At 33.4% G+C, this 17,389-nt stretch carries 18 protein-coding genes; 12 read left to right on the forward strand and 6 right to left on the reverse strand.

Going from position 1 to position 17,389, the window contains the following annotated elements:
* Window positions 1-4: 4 nt before the first annotated feature.
* Genes IMZ30_RS08265 through IMZ30_RS08275 form a run of 3 tightly spaced genes read left to right on the forward strand, consistent with a single transcriptional unit; the run spans window position 5 to window position 2,155 of the window.
* Window positions 5-1,369, forward strand: coding sequence for an MATE family efflux transporter (locus tag IMZ30_RS08265; RefSeq protein ID WP_207037840.1), 1,365 nt, complete (start codon window positions 5-7; stop codon window positions 1,367-1,369).
* On the forward strand, window positions 1,356-1,586 hold the full coding sequence (locus IMZ30_RS08270) for a hypothetical protein (protein ID WP_207037841.1): 231 nt from the start codon (window positions 1,356-1,358) through the stop codon (window positions 1,584-1,586). Before IMZ30_RS08265 ends, IMZ30_RS08270 begins: the two co-directional genes overlap by 14 nt.
* A 2-nt stretch (window positions 1,587-1,588) precedes the next feature.
* On the forward strand, window positions 1,589-2,155 hold the full coding sequence (locus IMZ30_RS08275) for a phosphatase PAP2 family protein (RefSeq protein ID WP_317194387.1): 567 nt from the start codon (window positions 1,589-1,591) through the stop codon (window positions 2,153-2,155).
* Here IMZ30_RS08275 and meaB read toward each other — a convergent pair.
* Window positions 2,142-3,233 carry a methylmalonyl Co-A mutase-associated GTPase MeaB gene (meaB, locus tag IMZ30_RS08280; RefSeq protein ID WP_207037842.1) on the reverse strand — a complete coding sequence of 364 codons (1,092 nt, stop codon included), beginning with the start codon at window positions 3,231-3,233 and terminating at the stop codon, window positions 2,142-2,144. The genes IMZ30_RS08275 and meaB overlap by 14 nt on opposite strands.
* An 82-nt stretch (window positions 3,234-3,315) precedes the next feature.
* Between meaB and IMZ30_RS08285 the strand changes: the two genes are divergently transcribed.
* Genes IMZ30_RS08285 through ctlX form a run of 4 tightly spaced genes read left to right on the forward strand, consistent with a single transcriptional unit; the run spans window position 3,316 to window position 6,355 of the window.
* Window positions 3,316-3,744: an organic hydroperoxide resistance protein gene (locus tag IMZ30_RS08285; RefSeq protein WP_207037843.1), complete on the forward strand. Its 429-nt coding sequence runs from the start codon at window positions 3,316-3,318 to the stop codon at window positions 3,742-3,744.
* Window positions 3,745-3,794: 50 nt separating this feature from the next.
* A complete protein-coding gene (locus tag IMZ30_RS08290; protein ID WP_207037844.1) occupies window positions 3,795-4,463 on the forward strand; it encodes a peptidoglycan DD-metalloendopeptidase family protein in 669 nt (222 codons plus the stop codon).
* 43 nt (window positions 4,464-4,506) lie between these two features.
* Window positions 4,507-5,421 (forward strand): dimethylarginine dimethylaminohydrolase family protein, encoded by a 915-nt coding sequence (locus IMZ30_RS08295; RefSeq protein WP_207037845.1) that lies wholly within the window; start codon window positions 4,507-4,509, stop codon window positions 5,419-5,421.
* Between the two features lies 1 nt (window position 5,422).
* A complete protein-coding gene (ctlX, locus tag IMZ30_RS08300; RefSeq protein WP_207037846.1) occupies window positions 5,423-6,355 on the forward strand; it encodes a citrulline utilization hydrolase CtlX in 933 nt (310 codons plus the stop codon).
* 79 nt (window positions 6,356-6,434) lie between these two features.
* On the opposite strand, the gene recQ is transcribed toward ctlX, so the two are convergent.
* On the reverse strand, window positions 6,435-8,615 hold the full coding sequence (gene recQ, locus IMZ30_RS08305; protein WP_410523990.1) for a DNA helicase RecQ: 2,181 nt from the start codon (window positions 8,613-8,615) through the stop codon (window positions 6,435-6,437).
* Between the two features lie 90 nt (window positions 8,616-8,705).
* Here recQ and IMZ30_RS08310 point away from each other — a divergent pair, with 90 nt between their 5' ends.
* The 5 genes from IMZ30_RS08310 to lptB are packed head-to-tail and all read left to right on the forward strand — an operon-like array spanning window position 8,706 to window position 12,305.
* On the forward strand, window positions 8,706-9,668 hold the full coding sequence (locus IMZ30_RS08310) for an SIS domain-containing protein (protein WP_207037847.1): 963 nt from the start codon (window positions 8,706-8,708) through the stop codon (window positions 9,666-9,668).
* On the forward strand, window positions 9,669-10,502 hold the full coding sequence (gene tatC / locus IMZ30_RS08315; RefSeq protein WP_207037848.1) for a twin-arginine translocase subunit TatC: 834 nt from the start codon (window positions 9,669-9,671) through the stop codon (window positions 10,500-10,502).
* A 12-nt stretch (window positions 10,503-10,514) separates the two neighbouring features.
* Window positions 10,515-10,874: a carboxymuconolactone decarboxylase family protein gene (locus tag IMZ30_RS08320; protein WP_207037849.1), complete on the forward strand. Its 360-nt coding sequence runs from the start codon at window positions 10,515-10,517 to the stop codon at window positions 10,872-10,874.
* Window position 10,875: 1 nt separating this feature from the next.
* Window positions 10,876-11,541, forward strand: coding sequence for a hypothetical protein (locus IMZ30_RS08325; protein WP_207037850.1), 666 nt, complete (start codon window positions 10,876-10,878; stop codon window positions 11,539-11,541).
* 5 nt (window positions 11,542-11,546) lie between these two features.
* Window positions 11,547-12,305 carry an LPS export ABC transporter ATP-binding protein gene (gene lptB / locus IMZ30_RS08330; RefSeq protein WP_207037851.1) on the forward strand — a complete coding sequence of 253 codons (759 nt, stop codon included), beginning with the start codon at window positions 11,547-11,549 and terminating at the stop codon, window positions 12,303-12,305.
* Here the strand turns inward: lptB and IMZ30_RS08335 are convergent.
* The 4 genes from IMZ30_RS08335 to IMZ30_RS08350 all read right to left on the reverse strand — a co-directional run bounded on the left by IMZ30_RS08335 (window position 12,302) and on the right by IMZ30_RS08350 (window position 17,389).
* A complete protein-coding gene (locus tag IMZ30_RS08335) occupies window positions 12,302-13,558 on the reverse strand; it encodes an asparagine synthetase B (RefSeq protein WP_207037852.1) in 1,257 nt (418 codons plus the stop codon). The two genes, lptB and IMZ30_RS08335, sit on opposite strands and share 4 nt — an antisense overlap.
* 9 nt (window positions 13,559-13,567) lie before the next feature.
* Complete coding sequence (dnaB, locus tag IMZ30_RS08340) at window positions 13,568-15,112, reverse strand: replicative DNA helicase (protein WP_207037853.1); 1,545 nt, start codon at window positions 15,110-15,112, stop codon at window positions 13,568-13,570.
* Between the two features lie 167 nt (window positions 15,113-15,279).
* Window positions 15,280-16,233, reverse strand: coding sequence for an acetyl-CoA carboxylase carboxyltransferase subunit alpha (locus IMZ30_RS08345; RefSeq protein WP_207037854.1), 954 nt, complete (start codon window positions 16,231-16,233; stop codon window positions 15,280-15,282).
* An 85-nt stretch (window positions 16,234-16,318) separates the two neighbouring features.
* Window positions 16,319-17,389, reverse strand: coding sequence for an LptF/LptG family permease (locus IMZ30_RS08350; protein WP_207037855.1), 1,071 nt, complete (start codon window positions 17,387-17,389; stop codon window positions 16,319-16,321).

Consider the following 17,389-nt stretch of genomic DNA (forward strand, 5'->3'; position numbering starts at 1 on the left):
TCATTTGCAGCTACAGCTTTACACAAAAGAATTTAAACAAAACCTGATCATTGCTTTGCCTGTTATGTTAGGTCAACTTGGGCATGTATTAGTTGGCTTTGTAGATAATGTTATGATTGGTAAGTTAGGCCCAGCACCTTTAGCTGCTGTGTCTTTAGGAAATACTGTGTTATATTTTGCATTATTTTTGGGTATAGGTTTTAGTTTTGCAATTACACCTTTAATTGCTGAGGCAGATGGTGAAAATGACCAACTCAAAGGTCGATTTTATTTTCAGCATGGTTTAGTTATGTGTACGTGTATCGGTATTGTTTTGTTTGGATTGTTATTATTAGCTAAACCTATTTTATATCACCTTAACCAACCAAATGAAGTTGTAGAGTTAGCTATTCCTTATCTTAACATTGTTGCCTTTTCAATGATTCCTTTAATGATTTTTCAAGGTTTTAAACAATTCGCTGATGGTTTGTCGCTTACAAAATATGCGATGTATGCAACAATTGCCGCCAATTTAGTAAATGTATTATTTAATTACTTATTAATTTATGGTGTTTGGTTTTTTCCAAAACTAGAGCTTGAAGGTGCGGCTATTGGTACTTTAATATCTCGTGTTTTCATGTTAGTTTTATTGTTTATGATATTAAAGAATCGTCCGAAATTGAAATCTTATTTTGTGCTTATTAAGCGATCATTAAGCAGAAAAGTGTTTAAACGCCTCGTAAATTTAGGGTTTCCAACAGCTTTACAAATGTTGTTTGAAGGTGGTATATTTACAGCATCGGTAATTTTGGCAGGCACTTTGGGTACAGAAGCTCAAGCTGCTAATCAGATAGCTTTAAATTTAGTCTCTATGACTTTCATGATAGCAGTTGGTTTAGGTGTAACAGCTACCATTCGAGTGGCGAACCAAAAGGGTAAGCGTGATTACTTCAACCTGAGACGTATTGCCAACTCTATTTTTATGCAAACCTTTTTAATTTCTAGCTTATTTACGATTGGTTTTATTCTTTTAAAGTCATTTCTACCAACATTATATATCGATGAGAAAGAAGTAATTAGGTTAGCAGCGCAGTTGCTTGTAATCGCTGCTATTTTTCAGTTAAGTGATGGCTTGCAGGTGGCTTTTTTAGGTGCTTTGCGCGGATTACAAGATGTAAAAATTCCAACTTTAATTTGCTTTATAGCCTATTGGATGATTGGTTTTCCTATTTCTTTTGTATTAGGCAAATCAGAGCAGTTTGGCAGTGTAGGAATTTGGTTTGGCTTGCTTGCAGGTCTTACAACTTCAGCAATAATGTTATATATTCGTTTTAATTATTTAACTAATTCTAGTAAAGGAAAATACACACAAATTTATGAAACTACCTAGATTTATATTGGGCGATAATACCGATTTTAAGGATTCTATTTTTATAATTCATACAGAATTTCCTAGGTTTATTATTGATTTAAAAGACGACCAGATTGAATGGTTAGAAGATGTGGATGTAGAAAATGAAGAAGAGTTTACTGAAGAAACAAATACTTTAATTAAAGAAGCTTCTGAATTTTATGATCGTGAGGTGCAACGCTATCAAACCAATTAATTATGGAAACAATCATAGCGTTTGATGAACATTTATTTATTTATCTTAATAACTTAGGTTCTAGAACTTGGGATTGGTTATGGCTACTCATCACAGAAAAAGAAATGTCTTACCCGCTTTATGCAGTTTTGTTGTTTTTATGCTATAAAACATTTGGTATAAAAGGCTTGTTCTCAGTTATGATTACGGTGGCTTTAATGATAGCAACAACCGACCAATTGGCTAATTTATTTAAAGATACTTTTATGAGGCCAAGACCTTGTAATGAAGATTTTATGATGCAAGCACGGTTTATTTCAAAGCGTTGTGGAAATTATGGTTTTTTTTCAGGTCATGCCATTAGTACATTTGCGGTAACTTTCTTTATTGGTAAATTGCTAAAACCATACTATAAATATGCGTTCTCAGGTTTATTGGTTTGGTGTATTTTAGTGGCTTACTCTAGAATTTATGTTGGTGTACATTATCCTGCCGATGTTATAGTTGGCGCATTATTTGGTATTATTGTTGGAACTATTTATTACAAACTAAACTTATGGTTTCAAAAAAAGTATCTTAATCTAGCTTAGTTTTATAATATTTAAGTAAATCATTAGCAGCTTCAAACGCGGTGGTTTGCTTGTTTTCAATTTTTTTTAGTTCAATTTCTAGCGCTTTTGCTATCGACGGATTAGAATAAAATTCGCGTTTTAATTGATCTTCAATGCTCTGGTGAAGCCAATATTTATTTTGTGCTAAGCGATTGTCTTCAAAATAATGATTAGCTTTAACATGCGCTATAAATTTTGATATGAGTTGCCAAGTTTTATCAATTCCTTTTTTCTTTAGTGCGCTAGCTAATAATACTCTTGGCGTCCAGTTGTTGTCTTTTGGAGGATACATATGTAATGCTCTATTAAACTCAACTTTTGCTCTTTTAGCTGCATCAACGTTTTGTCCATCAGCTTTATTAATTACAATAGCGTCGGCCATTTCAATAATGCCTCGTTTGATTCCTTGAAGCTCGTCGCCAGCACCGGCTAGTTTTAATAGTAAAAAGAAGTCTGTCATGCTGTGAACAGCAGTTTCACTTTGCCCAACACCAACGGTTTCAATTAAAATAACATCATATCCAGCAGCTTCACATAAAATAATGCTTTCACGTGTTTTACGAGCAACGCCACCAAGTGAAGTGCCTGATGCGGTAGGTCTAATAAAAGCATTTGGTGATTGAACAAGCTTTTCCATACGTGTTTTATCACCTAGAATGCTGCCATTTGAAACTGAGCTTGATGGGTCTACGGCTAACACAGCTACTTTATGCCCTTTTTTGATTAAGTGCAACCCGAAACTTTCTATAAATGTACTTTTTCCAACACCTGGAACACCTGTAATTCCTATTCTAATTGCGTCTCCAGCATGTGGCAAGCATGCTTCGATAAGTTGCTTAACTTGAGTTTGGTGTTTATTATTCTGGCTCTCAATTAAAGTGATCGCTCGGCTTAACGCTGTTGAATTTCCACAACGTAAATCTTCGCTCAGTTTTTTAAGATCTAATTTTTTTCGACGCAAAGCTTTTATGCGTTCGGCAGAAGATTGGCTGAGGTGTTTCTGAGATGAATTATCAACTTCATCTAAAGCCGAATGTGATGTGCTTGGTTTTTTCAAGTAATTGAAGTTTAATACAAATTTATGAATTCATTTTTTTAAAGTTGAAGCTTCAGCCTTACATTTAATCAAAAATATATTTATGGATACTTTATATACAGCAAAAGCAATTGCGAGCGGTGGCCGAAATGGTCACGTTAAAACTGACGATGGAACTATTGACATGAATCTTGAAATGCCAAAATCTATGGGCGGTAGCGGTAAAGATGGTGTTAATCCTGAACAGCTTTTTGGTTCAGCCTACGCCTCATGTTTTGGTAGCGCTTTAGAAGCCGTTGCTAAAGAAAATAAAAAAGATTTAGGTGATTTTAGCGTTACGGCACATATAAGTATTGGTAAAACCGATGAAGGCGATTTTCAACTTGCAGCCGTTATTGATGGTTATTTACCAGGTGTCGACTCAGTTGAAACAGGCGAAATGCTCATGAATCAGGCACATGTTGTTTGTCCTTTTTCGAGGGCCACACGTGATAACATCGATGTTACTTTAAACTTACTTTTAGACGAATAAATTAAATATTTTGTAACAAAATAATCACCCCGAAATTCGGGGTTTTTTTAATGAAATTATTTCAACAATTTTTAAGTCAATTAACCACAGGATTTACACCAGTAATAGATTCAAAATTTGAGAGACAAGATTATGGTTTAGTAGATTTGTCAGTTAATCGATCTATAAATTTAGAGCATAATCCTATACAAAAAACACAGACTTTTATTAATCAATTTTTAAAGCAAACTAATAAAACCATTGCATTTGGAGGTTACTTAGAACAACGTAATTTATATGATAGAAGTCCACATTTCACTAATCAACTTCGAGATATACATATTGGCTTAGATATTTGGTGTCCGGCAAATACAGCAGTTATTTCTCCACTAAATGCTGTTGTGCACAGTTTTAAAGATAATTGTGAGTTGGGAGACTATGGACCAACCACTATTCTTCAGCACGATTTTGAAGAGATAACTTTTTATACACTTTATGGGCATTTGAGTCGTAAGAGTCTAGACAATATAAAGGTAGGTCAAACTATTACAAAGGCTTCTCCCTTCGCTGAAATAGGTTCTGCTGAAGTTAATGGAAGTTACGCACCACATTTGCATTTTCAAATAATTCGAGATTTAGGTGATTATTTTGGCGATTTTCCAGGTGTTTGCTCTAAAGCTAAGCTTAATCATTTTTCAAATAATTGTCCAGACCCTAACTTGTTGCTGAAGATTTATTAAAATACAGTCTTTAATGTTTACTTTTGTATAACAAATTTAACTTATGTTATCACTCAACATTCAAAATGAAACCTCTCGGCTAACAACCGTGATATTAGGTATTGCCAATTCTAACGGACCAACGCCAAAGATTGAAGATGCTTATGATCCTAAGTCTAAAATGCATATTGAAAACGGAACTTATCCGACTGAAGCAGACATGATTTCTGAAATGGATGAGGTTGCTCAAGTTTTAAAAAAATATGATGTCCATGTTTTTAGGCCTCAATTAATACAAAATTACAATCAAATATTTTCAAGAGATATTGGCTTTGTGATTGACGATAAATTTATTAGAGCTAATATTTTACCCGATCGAGAACAAGAAATCGAAGCAATTCATCATATAATTGACCAAATAGATCCTGAAAAGGTGGTTGTTCTTCCAGAGCATTGTCATATAGAAGGTGGTGATGTGATGCCTCATGGAGACTTCATTTTTGTAGGTACTTATTTGGGTGAAGATTACTCTTCATTTATAACAGCTCGAACCAATACTGAAGCGGTTGCTGCTCTGCAAGAGTTATTTCCGCATAAAACTGTTAAAGCGTTCAATTTGCGTAAAGATAATAATGACCCAAAAGAAAACGCTTTGCATTTAGATTGTTGCTTTCAGCCTGTAGGTTCTAAATATGCTATTATTCATGAAAATGGATTTTTAAATCCAGATGATTTTAACTGGTTAGTGCAATTTTTTGGAGAAGAAAATGTTTTTAAAATTGATAAAGATGAGATGTTTAATATGACAAGTAATATTTTTTCAATAGCTGAAGACGTCGTCATTTCAGACAAAAGATTTAGCCGTTTAAATCAATGGTTAACTGAAAGAAACATTACTGTTGAAACTGTAAATTACAAAGAAATAGCAAAACAAGAAGGCTTGTTGCGATGCTCTACATTACCTTTAATACGAGAATAATATGTCACAAATTACCAATACTGTTTTAATGATTAGGCCTGTTAGATTCAGAATGAATGAAGAAACAGCTGTAAATAATTATTTTCAAAAAAGCACACAAGAACTACAAGCAACAGTTAATCAAAAAGCCCAATCTGAGTTTGATCATTTTGTTGAACTGCTTAAAGGCAAAGGAATTAATGTGATTGTTTTAGATGATATTGAAGCTCAGGATACACCAGATTCTATTTTTCCAAACAATTGGATTTCATTTCATGCTAATGGCGATATAGCGCTTTATCCTATGTTTGCTGAAAATAGAAGAAGAGAAAGACGACCTGATATTTTAGATCAAATTGAGGCTCACGGTTTTAAAATTAACAATGTAGTTGATTATACATCTGCTGAAGATGACGCAGTTTTTTTAGAAGGGACTGGAAGTTTAATTTTAGACCGAGAAAACCGAAAAGCTTATTGTGCCATTTCTCCAAGAGCTTCAGAAGACTTATTCATTGAGTTTTGTGAGGATTTTGAGTTTACACCTATTATGTTTGAAGCCAATCAAACAGTTAATGATAAAAGATTACCGATTTATCATACCAATGTAATGATGTGTATTGCTCAAGAGTTTGCAGTAGTTTGTCTTGACAGTATCGATGATGCTAAAGAAAAAAAGATGCTAACAAAGAGCTTAAAGAAAGACCAAAAAGAAATTATCAATATTAGCGAAGCTCAAATGCACCAATTTGCTGGCAATATGCTACAAGTAAAGGGAAAAGATGACAAGCATTTTTTGGTTATGAGTCAGACTGCTTATAATAGTTTACGTCAAGATCAGATTGAAGCTATTGAAAAGTACACAAGCATATTATATGCTAATCTTGAAACTATTGAAAAACATGGTGGTGGAAGTGCTCGCTGTATGTTGGCTGAAGTATTTAATCCTAAGGCTTAAAATGATTTTTTAAATTAAGTCCAATACACAAAAAACCCTGAAGTTTATTCAGGGTTTTTTTGTGTTAGAAAGTTGAGGTTTAATTGGCAACTTCACTGGTAAACTTTATACGGTATAGCCTAAGTTCTTCTTCATCGTAATCACCTTCAAATTCTTCTAGGGCATCATCAATGCTGTCAGATTCTGCATCAAGAAAGTATTCATGAATTTCTTCTTGTTGTTCTTCATCAAGAATATCATCTATCCAATAAGAAATATTAAGTTTTGTCCCACTGAAAACAATGGCTTCCATTTCTTTAATGAAGTCTTCCATTTCCATACCTTTTGATTGTGCTATGTCAGGTAATGGTAATTTTCTGTCAACATTTTGAATAATATAAAGTTTATTACCACTATTTGCTCCAGTTGATTTTACAACTAAATCGTCTGGTCTAATGATGTCGTTATCTTCAACGTAATTACTAATAAAATTAATAAACTCTTTTCCGTATTTTTTTGCTTTTCCTTCACCGACGCCATGAATATTGGTTAATTCTTCTAAAGTAATAGGGTATTTAAGTGCCATATCTTCAATAGAAGGATCTTGAAAAACAACAAATGGAGGGACATCTTTTTTTCTAGCTACTTTTTTGCGTAAATCTTTAAGCTGTTTTAAAAGTTTATCGTCACTTCCAGTAGCTTTTTTTGGTGCTGCTGGTTGATCATTATAAAACGTGTGATCTTCAGTCATCATAAATGAAGATGGTTTTTTTAAAAAATCTTCGCCTTTTTCAGTAAGTTTAACCACACCATAACTTTCAATATCTTTGCGTAGCATACCATCAACAATAACTTGTCTTAGTAGTGCCATCCAATAATTTTTATCTTTATCCTTACCCTTGCCAAAATTGGCTTGTTGGTCAGTTTTATGAGATTTAATTAAAGCATTGGTTTTTCCGATAAGAGTTTGTACAATATCTTTAGGCTTATAAATGCTTCCAGTTGCTTTTATTGTTTCAAGTAATAAAACGACTTCATCTTTTGCTTCTGACTTAGATTTAGGATAACGTACATTATCATCCATATCGCCACCTTCACCTGTTTCATTATCAAATTCTTCACCAAAATAGTGCAGGATAAATTTCCGTCGAGAGACCGAGCTTTCAGCAAAAGCAACAACTTCTTGCAATAATGAGTGGCCTATTTCTTGTTCAGCCACCGGTTTACCGCTCATAAATTTTTCAAGTTTTTCAATATCTTTATAACTGTAAAAAGCCAAGCAGTGACCTTCGCCGCCGTCACGTCCAGCACGACCAGTTTCCTGATAATAGCTTTCAATACTTTTAGGAATATCATTATGTATTACAAATCTTACATCAGGTTTGTCTATACCCATACCAAATGCAATAGTTGCCACGACAACATCGATATCTTCCATTAAAAACATATCTTGATGTTTGCTACGTGTTTTGGCATCTAAGCCTGCATGATAAGGAATGGCCTTAATGCCATTAACTTGTAGAGTTTGTGAAAGTTGTTCAACACGCTTTCTACTCAAGCAATAAATAATTCCACTTTTACCTTCATTTTGCTTGACAAACTTGATAATTTCAGAATCAACCTGTGCTGTTTTTGGTCTAATTTCATAATACAAGTTTGGTCTATTAAATGAAGCTTTAAATGTTTTGGCTTTTGGAATACCTAGGTTTTTTAGGATGTCTTCTTGAACTTTAGGTGTTGCTGTTGCCGTAAGTCCTATAATAGGTATGTTTTCGCCTATTCTGCCAATGATTTTTTTTAAATTTCGGTATTCTGGTCGAAAATCATGACCCCATTCAGAAATACAATGCGCTTCATCTATGGCTAAAAAAGAGATATTTTCAGACTTTAAAAAATCGACATATTCATCTTTTGTAAGAGACTCGGGAGCAACATAAAGTAATTTCGTGATTCCGTTAGAGATATCTGATTTTACTTGCTTTACTTGAGTTTTGTTTAAAGAAGAATTTAACACGTGTGCTATGCCATGATTTTCTGAAATCCCTCGTAATGCATCAACTTGATTTTTCATTAATGCTATTAGTGGAGATACTACAATAGCGGTTCCTTCTTTAATTAAAGCCGGTAACTGGTAACAAAGTGATTTTCCGCCACCAGTTGGCATGATTACAAATGTGTGATTATTTGCTAAAATACTTTTAATAACTTCCTCCTGTAAGCCTTTAAACTCATTAAAGCCAAAGTATTTTTTTAATTCTTTGTGTAAATTGTATTGTGCCAATTTAATATATAATATGATGTTTTATTTACCTTTGCATCTTTAAATATACGCAATTAATTCAATTTTACAAGTGCGTTTTAAATTTTGAAGATGTCTACATCAAATATACAAACTTTGGCAAAAGAAACAATTGAACTGCAAGCAAAAGCAATTGCAAATTTAGTAGAATCTGTAAATGATGATTTTGAACAAGCTGTGAAGCTCATATACAATTGTAAAGGTCGTGTTGTTATTACAGGGATTGGTAAAAGTGCCATCATAGCAAATAAAATTGTTGCAACGATGAACTCTACTGGGACGCCTGCAATTTTTATGCATGCTGCAGATGCTATTCATGGTGATTTGGGAAACATTCAACAAGATGATGTTGTAATTTGTATTTCAAAAAGCGGTAATACTCCAGAAATAAAAGTACTCATACCTTTGTTGAAAAATTTCAAAAATCCATTAATCGCGATTACTGGGAATAAAACTTCTTTTTTGGGTACACAAGCTCATCATGTTTTAAATAGTTACGTCTCAAAAGAAGCTTGTCCAAATAATTTAGCGCCAACCACAAGTACCACTGCACAATTGGTTATGGGTGATGCTTTGGCTGTAGCTTTATTGAATCTGCGAGGCTTTACCAGTCAGGATTTTGCACGATATCATCCTGGCGGTGCTTTAGGTAAAGCTTTGTATTTAAGAGTGAGCGATTTAATTGCTCAAAATGAAAAGCCTCAAGTTTCGCCAGAAGCCTCTATAAAAGAAGTTATTGTAGAGATTTCTGAAAAAATGTTAGGCGTAACAGCTGTTATTGATAATGCTGAAGTTGTAGGTGTTATTACAGATGGTGACTTAAGACGAATGCTGAAAAATAATGATGATTTTAGTCGTTTAAAAGCAAAAGATATAATGAGTGTTTCACCAAAAACTATTTCACATGATGCCATGGCTGTAGATGCTTTAGAAGTTCTTGAAGCAAATGATATTTCTCAAATTATTGCTCTAGAAAATACAACTTATGCAGGTGTTGTTCATATTCATAATTTAGTTAAAGAAGGCATTATATAGATGGCAAAAAAGAAACAAAAGGATCCTGCAAACATGTCATTTTTAGATCATTTAGAAGATTTAAGATGGCATTTGGTGCGTTCGGTATTGGGTATATTGATTGCTGCGACCTTAGCTTTTATTTTTAAACAATTTATTTTTGACGTTATCATCTTTGGTCCAAAGCGTATCGACTTTTATACCTATCGTGTGCTTTGTGATATTGCCAGTTTTTTAGATTTTGAGCAAAGCTTTTGTTACGAAGAATTACCGTTTAGGATCCAAAGCCGAACCATGGCTGGACAATTTAGCGCCCATGTTTGGACGTCTATTACAGCTGGTTTTATAGTGGCTTTTCCTTACGTGATTTATCAGTTTTGGTCTTTTATTAAGCCTGCTTTGCATACAAGTGAGCGAAAAAATGCACGACTTTTTATTTTTTCATCCTCACTTTTATTTTTTATGGGTGTTATTTTTGGTTACTATGTTATTACCCCATTATCAATTAATTTTTTAGGCTCATATACAGTAAGTGAGCAGGTTTTTAATGATTTTGATTTAAGCAGTTATATTGGTTTACTTAGAGCTTCAGTTTTAGCTAGTGGTTTAATTTTTGAACTCCCAATTATTATCTACTTCTTAACTAAAGTTGGCTTAGTAACACCTCAATTCTTAAAAAAGAATCGAAAATACGCCTTGGTATTTATCTTGATTATTTCAGCAGTTATCACACCACCAGATATTGCTAGTCAGGTAATCGTATCTATTCCTGTGTTAATTTTGTATGAAATTAGTATTTATATTTCAAAATTTGTCCTCAGAAAACAAAAGAAACAAAACCGTAAAACATCTTAAAAGAAATTAAAAATGAATGATTTAGTTGATGAATTTGACGCTTACAGAGCGAAAATGAACGATAAAATTCTTAAGGACAACAATAAAGTCTTAAAACGAATTTTTAATTTAGATACCAATTCTTTTGCTGAAGGTGCTTTAGATAAAAAAACTAAAGAACTGCTTGGCCTTGTAGCATCTCTAGTGTTGAGGTGTGATGATTGTGTAAAATACCATCTAGAGTCATCTTACAAATCTGGTTTTTCAAAAGAGCAAGTAGTTGAAGCTTTAAGTATTGGAACTTTAGTTGGAGGTACAATTGTCATTCCACATCTTAGACGTGCTTATGAATATTGGGATGCCATAGAAGATAAATTTGGTCAAAACGAATAAGATGAAAAATTTAATTCCATTAATAGTTAGATTTATAATTTATGCCATAAGTATGCTTTGCGTAGCCTTAATCATACGTCACGATTTTAAAGATGCATTAATCTTAGAAGATTCAGCCATCGAAATTGCTCAAGAAACATCTTTAGCAATTTCAATATTACTTTTAGCTTACTTTGGCAAAACATTTAAAGCTTTTAAAATTTTTAACCTATCGCTAGCAGGTGTTTTAGCTGTTCATTTTGTTCGAGAATTCGATTTCTGGCTTAATTATAATCTTTTTGATAATTCTTGGCAGGTTTTTGCTGCTGTATTTGTTTTGTTAACCTTATACTTAATGTTTAAGAACTTTAAGCGATTTGTGGCTGAATTAGCTGAGTTATCTAAAACTTATTCATTTGCCATTTTTTTAATCGGTTTTGTCATGTTGCACGTTTTTTCAAGATTATTTGGTAGTAAAAAGATATGGAATTGGTTGTTAGAGCCAATGCATAACAGCTATATTAGTATAGAAAATGGTGAAAAATCAATTAGTTTAATCGATTTTGTGTATCCTGTTAAAACAGGCGGACAAGAAGGTATTGAACTTTTAGCCTATGCAATTATGTTTATCGGTGTGGTTGAAATATGTTTATACACTGTAAAAATTAGTAAACGCCATCAAAATTAATAGTTATGTCTCAAGAAGTTTCCACTTTAAAAGCCCAAAACCTTATTAAATCTTATAAAGGCGTAAATGTTGTAAAAGGTGTTTCGTTAGAAGTAAGTCAAGGTGAAATTGTTGGTTTATTAGGCCCTAATGGTGCAGGGAAAACAACATCATTTTATATGATTGTTGGCTTAATTAAGCCTAATGGAGGAAATATTTTCTTGAATGACACCAATATTACAAAATTTCCGATGTACAAACGTGCACAAAATGGAATTGGATACCTAGCGCAAGAAGCTTCAATTTTTAGGAAATTAAGTATTGAAGACAACATCATGAGCGTTCTTGAGCTGACCAGTTTAAATAAGCAAGAACGCGAAGAAAAAATGGAAAGTTTAATAGATGAATTTGGACTTAACCATATCAGAACAAACCGAGGTGATTTGCTCTCTGGAGGCGAACGTCGCCGAACTGAAATTGCTCGTGCTTTAGCAACTGATCCAAAATTTATTTTATTAGATGAACCCTTTGCTGGTGTAGATCCTGTTGCAGTTGAAGATATTCAGAAAATTGTTGCTCAGCTTAAAAATAAAAATATTGGTATTTTAATTACCGATCATAATGTGCAAGAAACACTTGCTATTACAGATCATACCTATTTAATGTTTGAAGGCAAAATTTTAAAACACGGTATTCCTGAAGAGCTTGCTGAAGACGAAATGGTTCGTAAAGTTTATTTAGGGCAAAACTTCGAACTTAGAAAGAAAAAACTTTTTAAAGACTAAGTTTTTTTCTTTTGTTTTTTAGCCGCTGGAAACAAGATATTATTTAAAATCAAACGGTAACCAGGTGAGTTAGGATGTAGCTTAAGTTCAGTTTTTGGGTCACCGACCATATGTCTGTAATCTTCAGGATCATGACCGCCATAAAATGTAAAAAATCCTTTTCCTTTAATTCCATGAATGTAACGGGCTTCACCATTCACCCTATTTTTTCCTAGAACTAAAACATTCGATTTAATTTGATTTGGATTAAAAGCAGTGGTTTGTCCCATAAAACCTTTAACTAAAGCAGTATGGTTTTGATTTAGCATTGTTGGAATTGGATCCCACTTGGCAGAATATTCATTTAAAGTGAAGTAATCTTTTTGCATAGGCACTTTCCGTCTAGAAGTCATATCAATAGAAGAATACTCATAAACCATAGGGCTTTTTTCTAAAATGAAATCAGTAAAGGCAAATGTTTTTGAGTAGTCAATTTTAGACTGATAACCTGGATCACTAGGGTCGCCATCAAACATGGGCTCACAAATGTCTACGCCTTCAGCTGAGAGCGCAATATCAAATGAATCTGTTGCACTGCACATCGCGAACATGAATCCGCCACCAATTACATAATCTTTAATTTTTTTAGCGACAGCTAGTTTCTCTTTAGAGACTTTGTTGTACCCTAAAGATTTCGCCAAAGCTTCAGCTTCCTGCTTGGCTTCAATATACCAGGATTGTGCACGATAAGCGCGATAAAATTTTCCATATTGACCTGTAAAATCTTCATGATGCAAATGCAACCAATCGTACAATAAAAGTTCATTTTCAAGAACATTTTTATCATAAATCGTTTCATAAGGAATTTCAGCATAGGTTAAAACCATGGTTACAGCATCATCCCAAGGCGCTTTGTCTGTTGGAGTATAAACAGCAATTTTAGGAGCTTTTTCTAGAATTACAGCTGATTTGTTTTCAGAAGGACTATCAATACTTTTAAGTAAATTTTTTGCTTCAGTATTCGAAATCACTTCAAAATCTACATTTCTTATGATGCACTCACGTTTTAAGTCGTCAGTATAGCTTGTTAAAAATGAGCCGCCTCTGTGGTTTAAAAGCCATTGAACTTTTTGTTGTTGTTCTAATAACCAATAGGTAATTCCGTAAGCCTTTAAATGATTACTCTGACTTTCGTAATCCATCGGAATTAGAATAAAATTAGCCTTAGCGAATAAGCTAACAAACAATAAAAAGGCAGTCAGTTTAAATTTCATAAAGTGTTTTTAAAAAGGAACACCATTATCATCATCGGCATTTAAGTTAGGTGAATCATCTCCAAAAACATCGTCTGAATTGGGTAGATGAGCCGTTGAAATTTGGTCATCGCTATTCATGCTCGAGCTAATTTCTTCTAATGGTGCGTCAAAGGTGTTAAGGTTTTCAAATTTACCAAGGTGACCGACAAATTTAAGTCTAATATTATCAAGCCCACCATTTCTGTGTTTGGCAACAATAAATTCGGCTTGACCTTCAGTTGGTGTGGCATCATCATCGTCCCATTCTTCGATACCATAATATTCAGGTCTAAATATAAAGGATACAATATCTGCATCTTGTTCAATTGCGCCAGATTCTCTTAAATCACTTAAAAGAGGTCTTTTACTTCCACCACGTGTTTCTACTGCACGTGACAACTGTGAAAGAGCAATTACTGGTACATCTAGTTCTTTAGCTAAAGCTTTTAAGTTTCTTGAAATGGTTGAAATTTCTTGTTCACGGTTTCCATTTTTATTGCTTGAACCACCTGTCATAAGTTGAAGGTAGTCAATTACAATTAATTTAATACCATGTTGTGAAGATAGGCGTCTAGCCTTTGCTCGTAAATCAAAAATTGAAAGCGATGGTGTATCATCAATAAATAATGGTGCTTTTTCTAAAGATTTTACTTTAACATTGAGTAATTCCCATTCGTGTTGTTCAAGTTGACCTGTTCTAAGTTTTTCAGAAGATAGGCTTGTTTCTGATGAAATTAAACGTGTAATTAATTGTACAGATGACATTTCTAAGGAGAAAAATGCTACTGGAACGCCTTGACCAACGGCAATATTTCTAGCCATCGATAAAGTTAGAGCTGTTTTACCCATACCTGGACGCGCCGCAACTATAATTAAATCACTTGGTTGCCAACCAGATGTTAATTTGTCTAAATCATTAAATCCAGATGGAATACCACTTAAGCCTTCTTTGTTTGAAATTTCTTCAATTCGCTTTTTGGCTTGCATGACTAATTGCTGAGCAGTCTCTGAAGATTTTTTGATATTACCTTGAGTAACTTCATATAACTTAGATTCTGCATGATCTAATAAATCAAAAACGTCAGTCCCTTCATCATAAGCTTCTTCTATGATTTCATTTGAGATATGAATAAGACTTCGTTGTATATATTTTTGTAAAATGATACGAGCATGGTATTCAATATGAGCTGAAGAAGATACCTTTTGTGTGAGTTGAATGAGGTAATATTCGCCACCGCAAAGACTTAATTTTTTTTCCTTTTTTAACTCATTTGCAACTGTTAACAAGTCAATTGCCTGACCCTGCTCAAATAAATATTTAATAGCTTCATAAATATGTTGATGTGCCTCTTTGTAAAAAGCTTCTGGTTTTAAAATATCGATGGTTTCATCAACACCTTTTTTATCGATAAGCATCGCGCCTAAAACAACTTCCTCAATATCAACAGCTTGAGGCGGTATTTTACCACGCTGTAAGTTAATGACTTCTTGGTTTTGTTGAGATTTTGTTTGGCTTGATTTTATTTGTTCCATAAAACGAAAGTATGAAAATCTAATTTGTCAATACGTTAAAAGACTTGATTTGCTATTAACAAGTCATCAACAATTTGATTGTTAATAACTTAATAATTATGTTGATAACTAAAAAAATCCGAAGTTATTGACACTTCGGATTAATTAACTTCTAGATATATTTGAATTTAATCTTTATAAACCCCAATATTAATATATTTATCCATGCGTTGATTTACTAAATCTTCAGCTGATAACTTTTTAAGTTCGCCGAAAGTTTTGGTGATTGTACTAGCAACAGTTTTATAAGTTTTTTCTTGATCGCTATGGGCGCCTCCTAACGGCTCTTTAACAATTTGGTCTATAATCTTAAGGCGTTTCATATCTTTTGCTGTTAGTTTTAATGCCTCTGCAGCTGTTTGTTTATGTTCCCAACTGCGCCATAAAATAGAAGAGCATGACTCTGGAGAAATTACAGAATACCAAGTGTTTTCAAGCATTAAAATTCGGTCACCGACACCAATACCTAATGCGCCACCACTAGCACCTTCACCAATAATAACTGAAATGATAGGAACTTTAAGTTGGCTCATCTCAATAATATTTCGGGCGATAGCTTCACCTTGGCCACGTTCTTCGGCTTCAAGACCAGGAAACGCACCTGGTGTATCGATAAAAGTCACTACAGGAATATTAAATTTTTCGGCACTTTTCATTAAACGTAAAGCTTTACGATAGCCTTCTGGATTTGCCATACCAAAATTACGATACTGACGTGTTTTTGTGTTATAGCCTTTTTGCTGACCGATAAACATGTAGGATTGGTCACCGATTTTTCCTAAACCTCCAATCATGGCTTTGTCGTCACCATAATTGCGATCGCCGTGTAATTCTAAAAAAGTATCGCCACAAATGGCTTGAATGTAATTTAAGGTATAAGGTCTGTTAGGATGACGTGAGAGCTGAACACGTTGCCAGGCTGTAAGATTTTTATAAATATCTTTTTTTGTATCTTCTATCTTTTTTTCGAGTTGTTGGCATGTGCCAGTGACATCAACATCGCTATCAGCGCCGATTTTACAGGCCTTTTCGTATTGTTCTTGGAGTTCTTTTATAGGCAACTCAAATTCTAAATATTCCATGATTTTTTATTTTAAATCAGCAAACAAATATATGAAACCACTTTGAACTACCGTTACAAAATGTAAAATCAAGTTGTAAAATTAGTTATCGTTTTGCTTTTTGGAGTAAAATTATGGCTAATATACTAAATGCAATATTTGAAAACCAGACGGCTAGGAATGGTGAAAATGTTGATTTTTCAGCAATTGTACCAAACACTTTATCTAAAAAAATGTAGGTGAAAGCAATAACAACACCAATTGCTAAATTAACGCCCATTCCGCCACGGCGTTTCATTGCTGAAACTGAAACAGCAATTATTGTAAGTATAAATGCAGATACGGGAATGCTCCATCGCTTATAAGCCACAACTAAGTAAGTATTTATAAGTCCAGAGCCTTTTTTACGCTCTTTTTCAATAAACTCATTTAATTCAGTGTAATTTAGAGTTTCAGCGATGTAATTTACCGGAATTAGAGCTTCAAAATTAAATGGTAGAATGGTGTCAAATGAATTTTTTTTAATAATTACATCTTCACGTTCTCCAACTTTACGCATAACATAATTAGTTAAAGTGTAAATTGAGTCTTTAAATCTTAAACGCCTTGCACTTATTTTAAATTTTAGCTCATTATCTTCAAAATGTTCTAAAGTAAAGTTACGGGCAATTTTGGCTTCGGTTCTTAAATTAGCTGCATAAATAAATTCATTATCATTCACTTGGGTGTAAATATCTTGGGTTTGCCTAACTTGTCTTCCTTTTTTTAAATAAGTGTATTTAAACTTGTTGTAACCTTCGCTAGCATTAGGGTACAAGTACAAACTAAATGCTAAAGCTATTGTGCAAACAATTGTCGCGCCAATAATATAAGGTCTAAGAAATCTTGAAAATGAAACTCCAGAGCTTAAAAATGCAATAATTTCGGTGTTATTAGCTAATTTTGAAGTGAACCAAATGACTGATAAAAATAGAAGTATTGGAAATAATAGGTTGGCAAAATAAATTGTAAAATCAAAATAATAGGTCAAAATGGCATCTAATGGTGCTTCATTTTCGATCATATCATCAATTTTTTCTGATAAATCGATTACAATTCCTATTGGAATAAATAATAAAATGAGAACACCAAATGTGCCTAAATATCTTTTTAATATGTACCAGTCAAGTATTTTCAA

It is taken from the genome of Psychroflexus sp. ALD_RP9, assembly GCF_017311165.1.
In the GTDB taxonomy this organism is placed as follows: Bacteria; Bacteroidota; Bacteroidia; order Flavobacteriales; family Flavobacteriaceae; genus Psychroflexus.